Raw genomic sequence first — 16574 nt, 5'->3', positions numbered from 1 at the left:
TCACTCGTCTCATAATCCTCCGCAAACCAGGAATATAAGAGGGACTCGTCGTCCCCGGAGAGGGAAAATCCAGTCATGCGCAAACAGTTTCACCTGTTCCTTTACACTCGCCTCGTTCCTGCCTCCGTGCTGCTCGCCATGGGTACGAGCATCGCCGCGCAGGATAGCGCGGATCACGCCAGCATGGCGATGGACGTGGCCGCCCCTTCGGCAATGACGCGGACCGTGAAGTGGTCGGACGCCTCGGCATGGCCCTCAGGCAAGGTGCCTGTGGCTGGCGAGGAAGTGACCATTCCGCGCGGTACCGAGATGATGCTCGACGTCAGCCCGCCCGAACTGCGCGGCCTGACCGTGCAGGGCAAGCTGACCTTTGTCGACGAGCGTGACCTGGCGCTGACCACCGAGTGGATCTACGTCCCCGGCGGCGAACTGCAAATCGGCACCGAGGCCAGTCCTTTCCAGCACAACGCCACCATCACGCTGACCGACAACGTCCAGGGTGAGGATATCAACACCATGGGCGATCGCGGCATCATGATGCTGCGCGGTACGCTCAACATGCACGGCAACCGCGAGCATACGTGGTCGAAACTTTCCGCCACGGCTGAGGCTGGCAGCACCTCCTTCACCGTACTAGATGCGAGCGGCTGGCGCGCGGGTGACGAGATCGTGCTCGCCTCTACCGACTTCAATCCGCGTCAGGCAGAGCGCCGCACCGTTACTGCTGTCAACGGCAACACCGTCACCATCGATGCGCCGCTGGAGTATATGCATTTCGGCGAGATCACTTTCGGCGTCGACGAGCGCGGAGAGGTCGCCAATCTGACGCGCAATATCCGCATTCAGGCCTCCGAAGATGCGGCGACGAACTTTTTCGGCGGTCACATCATGGCGATGGCCGGCTCTGAAATGTATATCGACAGCGTCGAGCTTTCGCGCATGGGCCAGCACCTGACGCTGGCGCGCTATCCGATCCACTGGCACGTGATTGGCGAAGGCCACGGCCAGTATATCCGCAACGCCGCGATCCACGACACCTTCAACCGCTGCGTGACGGTGCACGGCACCAACAACCTGCAGGTGGAAAACAACGTCACCTTCAACACGGTCGGCCACTGCTTCTTCCTGGAAGACGGCATCGAGCACGGCAACGAATTTATCCGAAACCTGGCAATCCAGACCAAGTGTCATCCGACATTGGACTGCGTGCCCACCAACCTCGCCGCCAACGGAGAGAACAACTACACGTATGCAAATCGCATGACCGTCAGGCAAATCAGCTTCTCCGGCGGGGCCACCCTGCTGCCTTCGGACAACACAGTGTCGTCCTACTGGATCACCAACCCGGACAATAGCTACATAGACAATGTGGCGGCCGGTTCCGATCAGAACGGTTTCTGGCTGTCTCTGCCCGAACACCCTAATGGTGCTCATCTGGGAACGGAGGTCAGCCTCAACACCTGGCCGCGCCGAACGCCGTTGGGCGAATTCAGAGGCAACGTGGCCCATTCCAACTTCGACGGGTTCATGTTTGACCGCAACATCAATGAAGACAACACCTTCGGCCTGGCCGGCAACGCATTCATGCCACGGGAAAATCCAGCTGACCCGGAAAGCGATTTCGTGGAAACGCTCATCGAGGATTTGACCAGCTACAAGAACCGCAATGGCGGCCTCTGGGGCCGGGGTGAACTTCACATATTCCGCAACCTGAAACTCGCGGACAACGCCATTGGCATGACGCATTCATCCGGTGATTTCGGCAGCCAGAGGTTTACCTCACGATTGGTTGATTCACTGATCGTGGGCGAAACCGACAATATCGGCAATCCCACAACGCCAGAGGAAGTCGCCTATGGCCGCAGTCTGCCAAAGCCCCCAATTCCGGATTTCCCGATCCGCGCCTATGAATACTATGACTACCGTGATGAAGTGGTGAACACGACATTCGTGAATTTCCAGGACAACGACAGGCGAAAAACAGGAGCGCTTTCCTGGCTGCTGTTCACCAGCTCGGGGGTCACTACCGCAAGCACCATCGAGGGTGCTGAGTTCGTCAATGCCAAGCCTGTGTATTTTCCGAATATCGAACCCAGATTCGACAATGATAACCGGGGCGGCGTGGCATATCGGACCCTGTCGATCCACGATCTGGACGGTTCGGTGACCGGCATCGCCGATTCCCATATCATGCTCCACGACGGCGAGAATAACAGCGTCGCCACTGACGACAGCTGTGAGATTCATCCCAGCTGGAACGCATCTGTCTGCACAGGTGATGTCGGACGCCTTTATCTTGCGCAACGAAATGGGAGAATCGGCGCTCAAACCGCTCCGGCGGAGCAACCCATCGCGCTTGTTCGCAATGGCACGGAATTTCACATTACGGGCAACCAGAGCACGGTCCGTGCCGGCACCGAGATACAGGTGGTGACCGAAAGGCAGGAGGTCTCTCTCAGTGTGAGTGAAATGGACCAGGGTTCTTGGGTCATATTTGAACTGCCGAGTTTCGCAAACGCAGTCTCCGGAACGCAGCAGGACAGCATGAACGCATTGCGCAATGCGAACGAGACTTCCTGGTTCAGCGGCGAGGACGCCCTCTGGGTCAAACTGGTAGTGACCGAGGCTCCGGTCATGCCGGTTCGTCCACTGGATATGCAAGCCAATATAACGGTCAGCAGATAAGTCCCGAGGCCAACCCCCACACAAGCAACGCGACGGCGACCTGCCGGAGCCGGCGCTGCGCTGGCGCGAGGAGATCGCTTCCGGCGACCGTAGCGGACCGAGCATCTATACTTCGCTGCAAAAGCTGGACGGGCCCGATGCCTCCAACGCGATCGCAAGCGAGGACGATATCTCTCCCGCGCTCGATCGGCTCACGCAGACGTAACATGGTACGAGCATGCCATCTGGTCCGGCAAAGCCAACTAACTGTACTGTGATGTCCGCTTTCCACCCAAAAGCGGAAACCGGACGTACATCAGCACAACCAAGCGGATGATCTCGGGCGAGGAGTTGAAATAGCGGAACGGATTCGCCGGTTTTCTGGGTCCGGGCATTGGTGTCGCCGACCCTGGCCTCCTTACCTTTCAATCAGGTGCGTTTGCTTTGAAAACGCTTGGGTAGGAGCGGTCAGGCAGCGTTCGCCAGCATCGCGAAGGAAATACACGCTCCCAGCGATATAGCGAGGCCATAGGGCAGTTTGGAAAAGGCATCGTCGCGCTCGGACAGCGGACCTGCGGGCTTCTTCACCTGGCGGGCCACCAGCCAGACGGGGATCAGCACCAATCCCGCAAGCGCCACGCTGACGAACAGAAACAGGGCGTGGTCAAGGCCGAACCAAGCTGCGAGCGCCGCATAGAATTTTGCGTCACCCCCGCCGATGGCCTTGGCGGCGAACAGCCCCATACCTGCCGCCAGCGCTATTGCGGCGTGCAGCAGCGCGCTGCCAGCGGCCTCGAACCCTCCCAGCGCAAAACTGGCCGCGATGCCAGTCAGGAAGGTTACCGCGCTCAGCCAGTTGGGCAGTACACGCCTAACCACATCGAGATAGCTCGCCACGAGGCCGATCATAACGAGCGTGACCAGCAATCCTGTCTCCGCAGGTGACATACAGCGTTCTCCCTACCTACCGGATCAGGGCCAAGCCCAAGCTACGTGCCCGCTGATAGCCGGACCTGCCGCTATGCGCACCGGGCCATCCTCGCCAGCTGGCAGGCCAACGTGCACCCGGGAACTGCCGCCGCCATTGGTTAGATGATTGGGCCAGCCGAACTGCAGGTGTACCTGCATGCCGTTCACAGATGGCTCTGCAACCATGGCCGAGAGTTGTACTTGAGCGGCATCTATCCGCACCAGTTGCTGCTGTGACTGCGTGACCGTTAAGCGAGGCGCGGCGCCGCCCGTCGGCAGCATCGCCGTCCCCGATCCGGCGCGCACAACCATGGGTGTGGGCACGTAGCGCGCGTCAAAGGCGAGCGTTGCCGCCTGGCTGGCGGCCTTCTGGCCAGCCTGCTGCAGCCGGAGCAGGTTCGCTGCAAAACGCGTGTCGGCCGGGTCAGCCATTGTCGCCTCGCGGAAGTAGCGTTCCGCTAGGTCCTCGCGGCCCAGCCGGGCATAAGCGACCGCCATGCCGTTGAGCGCAGGTCCAAGCAGCGTCGGTTCAGCGCGCGCATGACTGAATTCGGCGATCGCGGCGGCGTAGTTTCCACTCGCCAACGAATCACGCCCGGATTCGAACTGCACGAAGGCCTCGGCATCGCCTGGCAGGGTCGAGAGCGCCTCGATATGTGCGCCTTTGTGACCGATCCCAAGCAGCGCACAGCCATTCAGAAGGGCAGCGGCGCCAGCCAGCACCAGCAGCCGTGAAACAATCCTCATCTCAACCTCCTTGCAACATTGCGGGGATGACATCGCGCACCATGCGGATGACCGCAGGCAACATCAGTACACCGATCATCGTGGGCAACATGCACACGACCAGCGGTATCGAAATCAGCACCGGCAGGCGATACGCGCGCTCCTCGGCGCGCAGTTTGCGGCGTTCGCGCATCTCGCTGGCGTAGACGCGCAGGGTTGCGGTGATACTGGTGCCCAGTTTGTCCGACTGGATGAGCAGCGTGGTGAAACTGCGGACTTCCTCGACATCGGCAGCCTTGCCCAGCTTGCGAAAGGCCTCGTCGCGCGAGGCACCTGCGCGCAGCAGCAGGGTGGTCATTGAAAGCAGTTCTGCAACGCGCGGATGCGAACGCACCATTTCGCGCCCCACCCGGTCAATCGCCGCTTCCAGCCCCAGTCCCGATTCCACGCACACGATCAGCAGTTCGAGACAATCGGGAAAGCCGTTGCGGATTGCCTCACGCCGCCGCTCAATGCGCGACTGGACGAACAGATTGGGGAGGTACAGGCCGATGACCGCGAGCAGCGCGCTGACGATATAGGCGCGCATGAATCCGGGCGGATCGCCGGTCCAGTAGTCGAGCAGCAGGTAGGCGATCGGCAGGGCGAAGACCAGCAGCAGTCGCACCAGCGTGAACACGCGCGGTGCCGCAGTCGAGGTGTAGCCTGCCAACTGGAGATGTCCCGCCAGGCGATCCTGCCGCGTATCACTGAGGTCAATGCCCGCTGCTTCCACAGCCGCTGCCAGCCGCGACCAGGCACCATCGTTCGCCAAACTGCGCAGGCTGCGCATGCCTGTGACCGCAACCGGCTCGGCTTCGTCGATCTCATGCAGACGGGTCAAGCGAGCCTGCCGGTGCAGGTAGATATTTGCCGCGAACAGCACCGCCCCCAGCACGGCGGCGAAGATGACCGCGAGCACGATCAGCCGGACTATGGTGTTGGCGGCGATGAATTCGAGCATGGTCACACCTTCAGGTCCGTTAGCCGGCGGATCCAGTAGACACCGCCGAGAAAGAGCAGGATGAGCACGGAAAAGCCGATGATGAAGATCGGATCGCGTGCGGTTTCGAGGTAGAATGAGGGGTTAACCAGGAACATTCCGACAAGCGTGAGAACGGGTAGCACTGTCAGCATCAACCCCGTCAGGCGACCCTCGGCACTGAGGGCACGCACCTTCATGTACATTACCGCCCGGTCGCGAATGACAGCGGCGAGGCTTTCGAGGATTTCGGCGAGGTTGCCGCCGGTCTCCTTCTGCACCGCCAGCGAGACGACAAACATCCGCATGTCGGCATTATCCCAGCGGTCGGCCATCTCCTGCAGCGCGTCCGTCAGATCGGCACCATAGGCGACCTCGTCGGCGACAATGCCGAACTCGCTGCCGATGGGGTCCTCCATCTCTTGCGTCAGCAGATCGATTGCAGCCGAGACGGGATGGCCCGAGCGCAGCGCGCGCACAAATACGTCGAGTGCGACGGGGAATTGTTCCACCACCCTTTTGCGGCGCGCCTGCGCCCGCATGTTCACCCAAGCGAGCGGGAATGCCACGGCGATGCACGCGGTGATGACCAGCAACAGGAAGACGACACCCAGCGACCAGCCGAAGCCCGCCATGCCCGCCGCCAGCAGTGCCAGTACGAAGACGATCGCGAACAGTACCGCCATCACCAGCAACAACTGCCGCGCGGTGATCGGCAGGGCGGCAGCGAACATCATGCGCTGCAAGTCTTGTGCGGGTGCAGCCAGCAGGCTGGGCAGCGCAAAGTCGGTCGAGGGCGCATTCTTGCGCAACCGCGCGGTTACTTCCTCGCGCTCATGCCCGCGCGCAATCAGTTCGAGCCGCCGGTTGACCGCGGCAAACTTCTGACGGTGGCGCCAGGCGAGGCCCGCCAGCACCTGCGTGAGAAGGAAGGCCGAGGCGAATACGCCGAGCAACACGAGGATGCGGATCAAGATTTCAGTCATGGCCCTACTCCAACGCCCGGTCGGGACGGAAAAGATCGGGGCTGAGTGAGATGCCGTAAGCTGCGGTGACATCAAGGAAGCGCGGCCTGATGCCAGTCGCCTCAAACCGGCCCAGCACCTTGCCCTCGTCCGACATGCCACTGATCTTGAAGCGGAATATCTCCTGCATGGTGATCGTGTCGCTTTCCATGCCGGTAATTTCCGACAGGCTGACCACGCGACGATGGCCGTCCACCAGTCGCTCGATCTGGACCACCACATTCATCGCCGAGGCGATCTGCGCCTGCGCCGCGCGCGGCGAGATTTCGACGCCGCTCATGCCGATCATCTGCTCGACACGGCTGAGCGCATCGCGCGGCGTATTGGCGTGGACGGTGGTCATCGAGCCGTCGTGGCCAGTATTCATCGCCTGCAGCATGTCGAAGGCCTCGCCAGATCGCACTTCGCCCACGATGATGCGGTCGGGGCGCATCCGCAGCGCATTCTTGACTAGGTTGCGCTGCGTGACCTCGCCCCTGCCCTCGATATTGGGCGGGCGCGTCTCCAGCCGCACCACGTGGCGCTGCTGCAATTGCAGTTCGGCCGAATCCTCGATCGTAATAATCCGCTCACGGTGTCCGATGAAGGACGACATGGCGTTGAGCAGTGTCGTCTTGCCCGAGCCAGTGCCGCCCGAGATCAGGACATTGCGACGAGTGCCCACGATCGCCTTGAGCACCTCTGCCATGGCCGAAGGTATCGTGTCGAGCTCGACCAGACGGTCCATGCTGATCCAGTTGCGGGCGAACTTGCGGATCGACAGCGCCGGTCCGTCGATCGCCAGCGGCGGGATGATCGCATTCACGCGGCTCCCGTCGGCAAGGCGCGCATCGACGTAGGGAGAGCTTTCGTCGACACGGCGGCCGACTGCGCTCACGATCTTCTGGATGATGCGCAACAGGTGCTTGTCGTCCTGGAAGCGCGTGGGCACCGCTTCGAGCAGGCCGCGGCGTTCGACGAATACCTCGTCGTAACCGTTCACGAGAATGTCGGTGATAGTGTCGTCTTGAAGCAGCGGTTCAAGAGGCCCCAGGCCCAGCAGTTCGTCGAGCACTTCGGTCACCAGTTCCTCGCGCTCGCGGGCGTTCAGTGGTTCCCCTTCTGCATTGAGCAGTTCGGTTACGATTTCGGCGATTTCGCTGCGGATCTGTTCGCGGCTGAGCTGGTCGAGCGCGGCGAGATTGAGTTTGTCGAGCAGTGAGCGGTGAATCGAGACCTTCAGCCGCAGGTTGCGGGCGATGGCCGGATCAAGCTCCGGCGATTCTTCGAATGGATCGGGCAGCAAAGCCGGATCGCGTTCGACCTGCCCTTCAACCATTTTCCCAGGTGACTTGCTTACGTTCCACATGCTCATCGATAATCCTCCGCCGGGCCCAGCAGAGCATTGCCAAGCACTGCTATCGCTTCCTCGAACTTTGTGCGCCGACGCGTATCGAACAGCAGCAGCCCCTCGTCCTGCGCGTCGGTCATTTCGTGCCCGGCATCTGGCAAGGCAGCGATGAAATTACGGCCCAGCGCCTCTGCCGCGTCATCAAGGTCGAACGACTTGAACACCTTGTGCTCGACCCGGTTCGCAACAAGCTGCAAACGATCGCTGCCGATGCCGACCTGTTCGAACAAGTCGAGCCGCCGCTTCGCCTGGCGCAAGCTCGCAACAGACATGTCGGTGACAAGTGCCACAGCGGTGCAGGCATCGGCCACTGACAGCCCCCAGCTCGTCCAGTCGGTCGGCAGATCGACCAGCACCAAAGCGTAACGGCGCCGCAGAATAGCAAGCATGTTCAGCAACTGGTCCACGTTCACCTCATCGAGAGGCAAGACCTTCTCGGGCGCGGCGATGATGGCAAATCCGTGTCCGCTGTCGATCACCGCGCTGGATATCAGATCCTTGTCAAGACGGTCGCCTGCGCTCAGCAGCGCCTCAATGGTGATGCGCGGCGTATGGCCGCAGTAATAGGCAACCTCGCCAGACTGCACGTCAAGATCGACCACGCAAGTATCGAGCGCCCTTCCACGTGCGACATGAGCCGCGAAATGCGTGAGTACGGTGGTCGTGCCGCTACCACCCACACCGCCAACCATCGCGATAAGTGGGGCGATGCCCGACTTGTCGGGTATCGGAGCCAGCCGTGCATGTGCCTCCTCGAGACAAGACACAAGTTCGTCTGCTTCGAACGGTAGTTCGGTGACATCGAGAATGCCCTGATGCACCAGCATGCGGACCGCAGCGACATCCATCCCGCGCAGCGCCGCAATGACGGGCAGTGCACGGCGCTGACTGCGGATCGCGCGGATGCGCTGCAACGAGGCAGGCTTGGCGGTATCGACCTCAAGAACCAGCAGCCGCGCCTCGGAGAGGACGTCGGCGGGCAGCGGATCGTCAGGGGCCAGTCGGCATAGTCGGACCCCGGCGAACCGGCCCGCCGTATCGGCAGCCACCAGGCCGTCGATCTCCGCCTGGCTGGCGGCGATGACGAGGCCCTCAGGCAGACCCGCCGAAGGAGCGGCAGGATCGATAGTGGAAGTGACGAATTCGCTCATGATGCCATCAGTATCCTATAGTTCCGCTGCCATCCTCGAGCGTGAGCGACGAACGCACCTCGGGCATGTCGACCGTACCACCGAACAGCAGCATCGCGCGCATCTCCACTCCGCTGATCGCAACGGTGACCAATGGGGCGATATCGCTCAGCGGACTGCCGGTGTCGCTGACCGCAGGATCTCCGGCAAAGCCGATGCCCGAGCCAGAGTAAGTGACCGAAACACGCTCGGCACCAACCGGGGCAAAGCGCCTGACGCGCGTGACGATGTTCTGGAAAGCGGCGTTGTTGGTTGCGCCCAAAGGCGGGCACGGGCCGCGCGTGCAGCTGCAACCCGATGCGGTACAGGTAACCGTCCCCAACGCTTCGGCGCAGATGCGGTCGGACACTTGCAGCGGCGCGCCGCCGCAATTCAGGCCGACGGTGTTGTAGCTGTTGAGGCCGTTGGGGACGATATCGGTCACCACGGCATAGCGCACGCCTTGCTGCGCACCCTTCTCCAACTGATTGACCAGCCAAGCGTAGCGGCCCGCATCGATAATGCCGAACAGGAACAGTAGCGCCAGCGGAATAACCAACGCGAATTCCGCTGCGCTGGCACCGCGCCGATCGGCGAGCAAGGCGCGAAACGCCCTCACAGCCCGGTCACCGCGCTGCTGGAGCGTGCGGTCATGGTCAGATCGGGATCGAGCACGCCCAGCTCGCCGAACAGTGAGGGATAGGCAACCGAACGCGCCGCGACGGTAACGATCGGGCCGGCGGTATCGAGGTCGTGATAGATACCGGTATCGACGAAGGCGGCACAGGCTACCTCGACATCGACCTCCTCATCACTCCAGCCGGGCACCCTGACATGGCCGCCCGGTTCGAGTTGGCCGGTGCGCGTCACGCGGCGGATCGCCGCAATAGTGTCGGCCCCGGTCACGGGCGCGCCTGCGATGCAGTAGGACTCAACCGGCAACCGCGCGGCAAAGCGCGCACCATCGCGAACCCCCTCGGTCAACTTGTGCTGCGTCCAGATGAAGTGTCCGGCCTCCATCCCGCCGAACAGCAGCACCAGCAGCAGCGGCAGTAGCAAGGCCAACTCGAAAGCCGAGGCACCCGAACGGTCGGCAAGGAAGCTGCGCGCACTCACCGGATCAGCACTGCACGGTTGCGACCGAAATACTGGAAGGTCGGCAGGTTGTCGGGCCGCAGTGCTGGACCAACGATCTCGGAATGGATGGTCTCCGATCCATCGGCGGGCTGGGTCAGGAATACGTCCAACCAGCCCAGGATGTTTACTGCCGAGCGGCCGGTCAGCCCGGTGCAGTCAACCGCAGCCACCGACAGCAAACGGCGATCTTTCTGCGTATTGCTGGGCACCACCGGGCTGGCGAATTGCGGCTGCGGATATGAGCAGCGATTGGTAAAGGTGTGCTCGTAATTGCCGCTGTTGCCGCGCCGACGCGATTCCACAGTTGACGACACGAGACGCGGCGGCATCCGGTTGGCCGGATCTTCAAGCTCCCATCTGTAGACTTCGTAGCGTGAGCCCTGCGAGAAGATTGCCGGGCTGACGCCGGGATGATTGCGGGCCAGATAGCCGGCAATGTCCCACTCACCATCACCCATATAGGTGCAGCTTCCGTCATCAAAGCAGCTGTCACGGGTGAAGGTGCCAGCAGTTGCCACCTCGGCCTGGGTCATCGGCTCCCAACTGCGCGAGCGGTTCTGGTAGCTGCCGCAGGTCGGCGGCGGCGGAGGTGTCGACGAATTGGTCGTGATCGTGCTTTGCTCGACCAGCACCGAATTAGCACGCACGTTCTGTGCAGGGCAGAAGTCGCCGGTCGATGGATCGCAGGACAGCGGATTGCTCTGTATGTCGAACCGGGTATTGAGCGCCCGCGTCTCTGTGGCGCGAAAGCCCGGTTCGGTGGTTACGTTCTCAATCGCGCCGCACTCGCCATAAGGCTGGTTTTCACCCAGTTCATATTGTGAATCGTGTGTGCCATAAAGGTCAAGGAAGCCCACGTTGCCCGGTGCCAGTGCATCGACCGAACTGTCGAGCCAGCGCATTCTCAGGCCGTCGCCTTCAAGCGTGGGCAGGAAGAAGTCGCTACGCTCGATGCAAACCATGATCGGCGGCAGGTTGCACACCGCGCGTTCGAGCATTGCCATTGCATCTGCCTCGACCCCGCCAGAAGACAGTGCCCCGACGACGGGCGTCAGCGCATAGAAGACCTCGCGGTCGTTGACCGTCACGCGTACCACCTTGGCGCGCGCACCATCCGCATCGTTGGCGAGCAGTTCGCCCGGTTGGTCGTTTGCGTAACCGTCGTAAAAGGTGAAAGTCAGTCCGGTAATTGCGGAGCCCCCGCCATCATTCGCTACGCGCGTCTCGTTGACATAAGCGCTGGCTGCGCTGGCGAAGGCGGCGTTAGCGGCGGTGCGCGCGCGCACCATCGCATCATCGGCCCCATTCAGCTGCGTTGCGGCGGCCAGAGCGGCTTGGTCGGCTGCATTCTGCAACTCGCTCTGCATGGTCACCAGCCGACCATAGTCCAGGCCGATGCCCGCGATCGCGATCAGTCCAAGCAGCGCGACGGCGTAAAGCGCCGAAATGGCTGCGGCCGCATCCTTGGCGAAATTGCGCGATGCCCCGGCCATATCAGACGCGAGCCTCCTCTCTTGGTCAGTTGCCCGAGCTGGGCGTGGTGCTGGGCGTGTGGATCGGGGGTTTCACCGCATCCTGCTGGTAACGCTCTGCCGCCTGCGCAGCATGCTCGGCACTGGTGACGGGTACAGTCGTGTCATAATGCGGCTCGGGATTGACCACTTGGGAGGCCATTGTCTGGCGGTTGTACTCACCAAACTCGACCACAGGTTTCCCGCCGGTCATCATACCCTGCGTACAGCCCACAAGCATGAGCGGCAGCGCTGCCATCGTGCAGGTGCGGCGATCAATATTCATAGTCGGATTCCTCTGCGCTTGGGTCGCTGCCCGCATCGTCGGCGGCACGTGGGTGATAGCCCTCCCCGTCGATCAAGACGTCGAGTGGCTGCGGCGGATCGATCCGATCGGTGGGCAGGCGCACTTGGTCGGGTCGGATCGGCGCTACGAGGTGCGGGGTTATCACGATCAGCAACTCGGTCTGACCTTGCTGAAAGCTTGTTGAACGGAACAGCGTGCCGAGGATCGGGATCGAGCCGAGCAGGGGGATCTGGCGCACCGTGGTCTGGAAGTCCTCGCGCAGCAGCCCGGCGATGGCGAAGCTTTCGCCGTCACGCAGCTCCACCGTCGTGCGTGCCCGCCGCGTCTGAAGGCCGGGAATGGTGATGCCGTTGATCGAAACCGTCGTACTTTCGTCGATCGAGGACACTTCCGGCTCTACCATCAGGCTGATCACGTCGTTGCCAAGCACCGTAGGGGTGAAACTGAGGCTGACACCAAAGGACTTGAACTCGACGCCGAGATTCTGTTGCCCCGTCTGGCCGACGCCGTAATTGGCGATCACGGGGATCGGGAATTCACCGCCGGCGAGGAAATTGGCCGGTTCGCCCGAAAGAGCGACAAGTGTCGGCTCGGCCAGAGTGCGCGACAGGCCGCGCCTTTCAAGCATGTCGAGCGTGGCATCGATATCAAGCCCGCCGAGGCTGAAGGCATGGCTGAGAATGCCGAAGGCATCGGTGATCGGTCCGGTCGTGGGCGTACCGGGATCGCCGAGCGAACCGGCGCCCAGCCCCGCGCTCGATCCCAGCACGGCGCTGAAATCGCCGCCTCTGGACAGGCCGAAACCGCTCGCGCCCAGCCGCTCGCCAATCGAACGATCGACCTCTGCAAAGCGGACTTCCAGCATCACCTGTTGGCTGCCGCCCATGCTGAGCAGGTTGATCACCCGCTCTCCAGCAAAAGATCCCGACAATTGCGCTGCCCGCGTCGCGGCCCCGGCATCGCTGACCATGCCGGTCAGCAGCACATTGCCGTTGGAAAGCTGGACATCGATCTGTTCGCCAGGAAGCAATTGCTCAAGCTGGCGGCGCAGGCCCCCGATGTCCGGACCAACCGAGACGTCCATCACTGCGATGACACTCTCCTGCCGGTCGTAAAGCGTCAGGCTGGTGGTGCCGAACTGGCGGCCCAGCACGTAGATCTGGCGTTCGGAAATCGGCATCACATCGGCAATATCGGCGTTGCCTATCATGGCGCGTGCGATGGGCACGTCAGCACTTACCACCAGGCTGTGATCAACCGGCACTTCGAGAGTGCCAGCATGGACCGAGGCCTGAACCTGTTGCGCCATCGCCGTGGCGGCAAGCGCAATGGGCGAGATCGTTGCGAGGGCTATCGCGCAGGCTTTGCTGAACTTCATCTCATTCACCCCTTGCTCGACCGACCGGATAGCTGGTCGGCTGTGTACCGCGCACGATTTCCATGCGCGGGCCTTGCGGCACCGACACTGCGACCGGGGCCGATGCGGAACCGGCGCGCTTCGAACTGTCATCGTCGCGGCTGATATAGGTCGTCTGGGTCACCGGTGGCGGTGCCAGTGCGGTGGCGGGGATGTACATCGCCCGTGAACCGAGGTTGGCAGCGGTGACAGTGGCCATGCCAGAAGCCTGGCCATCCGGGCCAATACTCGCCAACTCAGTGATGCTGCGCAAGGCAAGGCTTACCGTGCCAACCCCCTGCGCCACCGCCAGACGCTGGGCATCGACCAGCGATACCGCGACTGTCGCCGTCTGGCTGACGCGTGGCTCGCCTTCGGTATCGTCAACAGTCTGATCGACTGCGAGAACCTGCACGTTTTCAAGGATCACGTCGGAGCGCAAATCCTCGTTGCGTGCTCCGCCGCCGGCGATGCGGCGCGTGAGGATCACATCAACCGAACTGCCGGGGACGACGAAGCCGGCGACGCCGCGGATCGCGTCAACGGGCAAGGATACGGCACGCATGCCAGCAGGCACCAGGGCAGCCAGTGTGGCCCTCCCGTCGGCGCCGCTCACCTTGCTGGCCAGCACTGGCTCGCCAGGAACAATCGGGCGTATTGCGACTCGGCGGTCCTGCAGGGCCGCGTCTACAGTGAGAAAAGCACCTTGCGGCACGGAGGCAGCAGGCCAGTATTGCAGGCGCAGGTTTTGATCCGACAGGGCAGTGCCGTATTCGAGCGGCTGGGTTGCCACTACGATCTGGACAGTCTCCTGTTCGCGCAGCGTTATCTGCGCCTCGTCCTGTCGCTGCTCCATGCCCGAGAACCAGGCATTGGCGATGATCACCGCGACTATGCCCACTACTGCTGCTATTACCAGCAAGACCCAATTGCGCCCCTGCACAACACCTCTCCCGATTATTGCATTCTTATGGGTGGGTTACCCGCAGCCGCATTGGCCGCGAGTAACCCGCATCTTGCTGCGGTATGCGGCATTAATTAGAGGGGAGAGGTTCTGAACCTTCGCCCTTTGCGTCGATCGTGTCCGCAGCATCGTCCATCGCATTCTGAATCGACACGGCAAGGCCCAGCGCCGCTGCGGCGATGCCAATGCCAACGATCGCCAGAATCAGCGCATATTCGGCCGCCGAGGCGCCTGATTCATCGCGCATGAAGGTCTGAAGAAAGGCTTTCATGGTAACCACTCCTGTTAATGCGAGCGAAGTCACCAGACATCCCCCGCCTATTGAAATCCGCCACGGCCAAAGCTGGCCGGACACAGGGAATGTCGGGCCACAACCGATGGGAAGCAATTAAGAGGATCACCGTGCTTTTCGGCGGAATTCCGGCGAGAACAGCGCCGAAACTAAGGAGGTTTACTAAGACTAATGACGTCAGCGGTCTGATGATCGGAGCAAATGGCGTGGTCGCTAATCGTCCATCTCACCCGCGCGAAAGGCCAAATGCAGCAGTTCGGGTAGCGAACGCACATTGAGCTTTCTCATCGCGTTGGAGCGGTGAATTTCCACCGTGCGTGGACTTATACCCAGATCGAAGGCGATGTTCTTGTTCGCCTTGCCGCGAGCAAGACCTTTTAACACCTGCCGCTCGCGCGGGCTAAGCTGTTCCATCAGGTGGCGGGCGTTGTCCCTTTCGATGTCCCCCTTCTGCTCCCGCGCCAGCCTCTCGCACGCGCTCCGCAGCGCAGTGAGCAGGTCAGCCTTGGAAAAAGGCTTCTCCAGGAAATCGACTGCGCCCTCCTTCATCGCGGCGACAGCGCTCGACACGTCGGCCTGCCCGGTCATGATGACAACCGGCATAACAGACCCGTTCTCGTGCAGCCGACGTTGCAGGTCGATCCCATTTGCATCACCCAGCCGAAGGTCGAGCAATAGGCAGCCTTCTTCGAGCTCGGGCAGCGCGGCCAGAAATGATGCGGCGCTGTCATGCTGCGTGGTCTGAAGACCTTCCGATGCCAGCATGAAGGCCAGCGATCTGCGGACCATCTCATCATCATCAACAATATGCACAAAGCGCCCGCCCATCAGGCAACCTGCGGCTTGTCAGTCGGCTGGGCAGGAAGTTGCAGCCGGAAGAGCGCCCCGCCCAACGCAGTGCTATTGTCAGCATCGATACTGCCGCCATGGGCCTCCACGATCTGGCGGCAGATGGTCAGGCCCACACCCATGCCGCGCGGCTTGGTGGTCACGAAGCTGTCAAACACACGCCCCTGCACCGAAGGGTCGATACCCGGCCCTGAATCCTCGATCGCAATCTCGATCATGCCAGCATCCAGCGCCCTCGCAGTAATGCGGACCTTGTGTGGTCGTTCATGATCGTCCTGCATCGCCTCGAAAGCATTGCGCACGATGTTGAACAACACCTGTTCGGCCTGCACATGATCGATCATCAGTAGCGGCAGATTACCGGGAACATCCACGTCGAGTTCGATAGTGCGGCGATAGCCATTGATGAGCGCGAGCGAAATCGTCGCATCAACCAGCGCTTCGACCGACACCAGTTCGGCCCCGGCTTCTGCGGGGCGCAGAAAATCCCGCAGTTGGTGCAGCAGGTGCCCGGCACGGACCGCCTGGCGGCTGCAGATATCCAGGACGTCAGTCACTTCGGCCAGTTCTTCGGCATCATCCCGGGCAAGCAACCTTTCGCGCGCGCCCGCGGCGAAATTGGCGATGCTTGTCAGCGGTTGATTCAACTCGTGCGCAATGGCGGCTGCCAAGGCGCCCATTGCCGATACCCGCGAGACGTGCGCCAACTCGGAAAGCATGGTCTGGATCTGCTGGCGGTCGGTCGCGTCAGCTTCGATCAGCCGCAGGAATCCCAGGAAATAGGGCTGACCTTCGATCATCGTCTCGCCAACATTCACTTCGACCGCGATGGCGTGGCCATTCTTGTGTCGCGCATTCTCGATCCGTGGGTTGCCGATAATGCGCCGTTCGCCGGTCTCATGATAGCGGGCGATATAGCCGTCGTGCCGCTCGCGGTGAGGTGATGCCATAAGGATCTTGAGGTTCTGCCCCACCAGTTCCTTGGGCGCATAGCCTATGTGGTTCTCGACTGCACGGCCCGCTGCGCGGATGATACCCTGCTGGTCGGCCAGAATGATCGCAATCGGCATAATATCCATGAACGAGCTCATCTGCGCGCTATCGAGCGCAAGCGGCAGATCGTCATCGATGAAAACTGTCATACTCCCCCAGTG

The 16574-nt window shown here is 61.8% G+C and carries 16 protein-coding genes and 1 pseudogene; 1 reads left to right on the top strand and 16 read right to left on the bottom strand.

Translation table 11 applies throughout. The features are described 5' to 3' along the window. Nucleotides 1-75: 75 nt before the first annotated feature. Nucleotides 76-2685 (top strand): G8 domain-containing protein, encoded by a 2610-nt coding sequence (locus GRI32_RS02580; RefSeq protein WP_160589536.1) that lies wholly within the window; start codon nucleotides 76-78, stop codon nucleotides 2683-2685. Nucleotides 2686-2960: 275 nt separating this feature from the next. On the opposite strand, the pseudogene GRI32_RS10910 reads toward GRI32_RS02580, so the two are convergent. From GRI32_RS10910 to GRI32_RS02505, 16 genes and pseudogenes are all read right to left on the bottom strand, one after another. Then, nucleotides 2961-3059, bottom strand: a pseudogene (locus tag GRI32_RS10910) (IS6 family transposase); the annotation flags it as partial. 73 nt (nucleotides 3060-3132) lie between these two features. Further along, on the bottom strand, nucleotides 3133-3612 hold the full coding sequence (locus GRI32_RS02575) for an A24 family peptidase (protein ID WP_160589535.1): 480 nt from the start codon (nucleotides 3610-3612) through the stop codon (nucleotides 3133-3135). Between the two features lie 24 nt (nucleotides 3613-3636). Then, complete coding sequence (locus GRI32_RS02570; protein ID WP_160589534.1) at nucleotides 3637-4380, bottom strand: tetratricopeptide repeat protein; 744 nt, start codon at nucleotides 4378-4380, stop codon at nucleotides 3637-3639. Nucleotide 4381: 1 nt separating this feature from the next. Beyond that, nucleotides 4382-5362, bottom strand: a complete 981-nt coding sequence (locus GRI32_RS02565) for a type II secretion system F family protein (RefSeq protein WP_160589533.1) — start codon at nucleotides 5360-5362, stop codon at nucleotides 4382-4384. 2 nt (nucleotides 5363-5364) lie between these two features. After that, complete coding sequence (locus GRI32_RS02560) at nucleotides 5365-6366, bottom strand: type II secretion system F family protein (protein ID WP_160589532.1); 1002 nt, start codon at nucleotides 6364-6366, stop codon at nucleotides 5365-5367. Nucleotides 6367-6370: 4 nt separating this feature from the next. Then, the gene (locus GRI32_RS02555; protein WP_474078555.1) at nucleotides 6371-7753 is read right to left on the bottom strand and encodes a TadA family conjugal transfer-associated ATPase; all 1383 of its coding nucleotides are present in this window, start codon (nucleotides 7751-7753) and stop codon (nucleotides 6371-6373) included. A 2-nt stretch (nucleotides 7754-7755) separates the two neighbouring features. Continuing rightward, on the bottom strand, nucleotides 7756-8946 hold the full coding sequence (locus tag GRI32_RS02550) for a CpaE/TadZ family protein (RefSeq protein ID WP_160589531.1): 1191 nt from the start codon (nucleotides 8944-8946) through the stop codon (nucleotides 7756-7758). A 7-nt stretch (nucleotides 8947-8953) separates the two neighbouring features. After that, on the bottom strand, nucleotides 8954-9583 hold the full coding sequence (locus GRI32_RS02545) for a TadE/TadG family type IV pilus assembly protein (RefSeq protein ID WP_337190135.1): 630 nt from the start codon (nucleotides 9581-9583) through the stop codon (nucleotides 8954-8956). After that, nucleotides 9580-10080, bottom strand: coding sequence for a TadE/TadG family type IV pilus assembly protein (locus tag GRI32_RS02540; RefSeq protein ID WP_160589529.1), 501 nt, complete (start codon nucleotides 10078-10080; stop codon nucleotides 9580-9582). Before GRI32_RS02540 ends, GRI32_RS02545 begins: the two co-directional genes overlap by 4 nt. Beyond that, on the bottom strand, nucleotides 10077-11594 hold the full coding sequence (locus GRI32_RS02535) for a pilus assembly protein TadG-related protein (RefSeq protein WP_160589528.1): 1518 nt from the start codon (nucleotides 11592-11594) through the stop codon (nucleotides 10077-10079). Before GRI32_RS02535 ends, GRI32_RS02540 begins: the two co-directional genes overlap by 4 nt. Nucleotides 11595-11619: 25 nt before the next feature. Beyond that, a complete protein-coding gene (locus tag GRI32_RS02530; protein WP_160589527.1) occupies nucleotides 11620-11898 on the bottom strand; it encodes a hypothetical protein in 279 nt (92 codons plus the stop codon). Beyond that, nucleotides 11888-13297, bottom strand: coding sequence for a type II and III secretion system protein family protein (locus GRI32_RS02525; RefSeq protein WP_160589526.1), 1410 nt, complete (start codon nucleotides 13295-13297; stop codon nucleotides 11888-11890). Before GRI32_RS02525 ends, GRI32_RS02530 begins: the two co-directional genes overlap by 11 nt. 1 nt (nucleotide 13298) lies before the next feature. Further along, nucleotides 13299-14258: a Flp pilus assembly protein CpaB gene (cpaB, locus tag GRI32_RS02520; RefSeq protein ID WP_337190134.1), complete on the bottom strand. Its 960-nt coding sequence runs from the start codon at nucleotides 14256-14258 to the stop codon at nucleotides 13299-13301. A gap of 91 nt (nucleotides 14259-14349) precedes the next feature. Continuing rightward, on the bottom strand, nucleotides 14350-14583 hold the full coding sequence (locus tag GRI32_RS02515) for a Flp family type IVb pilin (protein WP_337190133.1): 234 nt from the start codon (nucleotides 14581-14583) through the stop codon (nucleotides 14350-14352). Between the two features lie 201 nt (nucleotides 14584-14784). Next, the gene (locus tag GRI32_RS02510) at nucleotides 14785-15384 is read right to left on the bottom strand and encodes a response regulator transcription factor (RefSeq protein WP_337190132.1); all 600 of its coding nucleotides are present in this window, start codon (nucleotides 15382-15384) and stop codon (nucleotides 14785-14787) included. Nucleotides 15385-15398: 14 nt separating this feature from the next. Then, nucleotides 15399-16562 (bottom strand): two-component system sensor histidine kinase NtrB, encoded by a 1164-nt coding sequence (locus GRI32_RS02505; RefSeq protein WP_160589523.1) that lies wholly within the window; start codon nucleotides 16560-16562, stop codon nucleotides 15399-15401. Nucleotides 16563-16574: the final 12 nt, after the last annotated feature.

The organism is Alteraurantiacibacter aestuarii (assembly GCF_009827405.1).
Classification (GTDB): Bacteria; Pseudomonadota; Alphaproteobacteria; order Sphingomonadales; family Sphingomonadaceae; genus Alteraurantiacibacter; species Alteraurantiacibacter aestuarii.
Note: the sequence above shows the minus strand (reverse complement) of the source record. Positions and strands in the feature narration are given on the sequence as shown.

Excerpts from the sequence above, each read along its gene's own strand:
- GRI32_RS02535 (WP_160589528.1), bottom strand. The coding sequence starts at position 11,594 with ATGGCCGGGGCATCGCGCAATTTCGCCAAGGATGCGGCCGCAGCCATT.
- GRI32_RS02530 (WP_160589527.1), bottom strand. The coding sequence starts at position 11,898 with ATGAATATTGATCGCCGCACCTGCACGATGGCAGCGCTGCCGCTCATG.
- GRI32_RS02560 (WP_160589532.1), bottom strand. The coding sequence starts at position 6,366 with ATGACTGAAATCTTGATCCGCATCCTCGTGTTGCTCGGCGTATTCGCC.
- GRI32_RS02565 (WP_160589533.1), bottom strand. The coding sequence starts at position 5,362 with ATGCTCGAATTCATCGCCGCCAACACCATAGTCCGGCTGATCGTGCTC.
- GRI32_RS02575 (WP_160589535.1), bottom strand. The coding sequence starts at position 3,612 with ATGTCACCTGCGGAGACAGGATTGCTGGTCACGCTCGTTATGATCGGC.
- GRI32_RS02505 (WP_160589523.1), bottom strand. The coding sequence starts at position 16,562 with ATGACAGTTTTCATCGATGACGATCTGCCGCTTGCGCTCGATAGCGCG.
- GRI32_RS02570 (WP_160589534.1), bottom strand. The coding sequence starts at position 4,380 with ATGAGGATTGTTTCACGGCTGCTGGTGCTGGCTGGCGCCGCTGCCCTT.
- GRI32_RS02580 (WP_160589536.1), top strand. The coding sequence starts at position 76 with ATGCGCAAACAGTTTCACCTGTTCCTTTACACTCGCCTCGTTCCTGCC.
- GRI32_RS02550 (WP_160589531.1), bottom strand. The coding sequence starts at position 8,946 with ATGAGCGAATTCGTCACTTCCACTATCGATCCTGCCGCTCCTTCGGCG.
- GRI32_RS02525 (WP_160589526.1), bottom strand. The coding sequence starts at position 13,297 with ATGAAGTTCAGCAAAGCCTGCGCGATAGCCCTCGCAACGATCTCGCCC.
- GRI32_RS02555 (WP_474078555.1), bottom strand. The coding sequence starts at position 7,753 with ATGTGGAACGTAAGCAAGTCACCTGGGAAAATGGTTGAAGGGCAGGTC.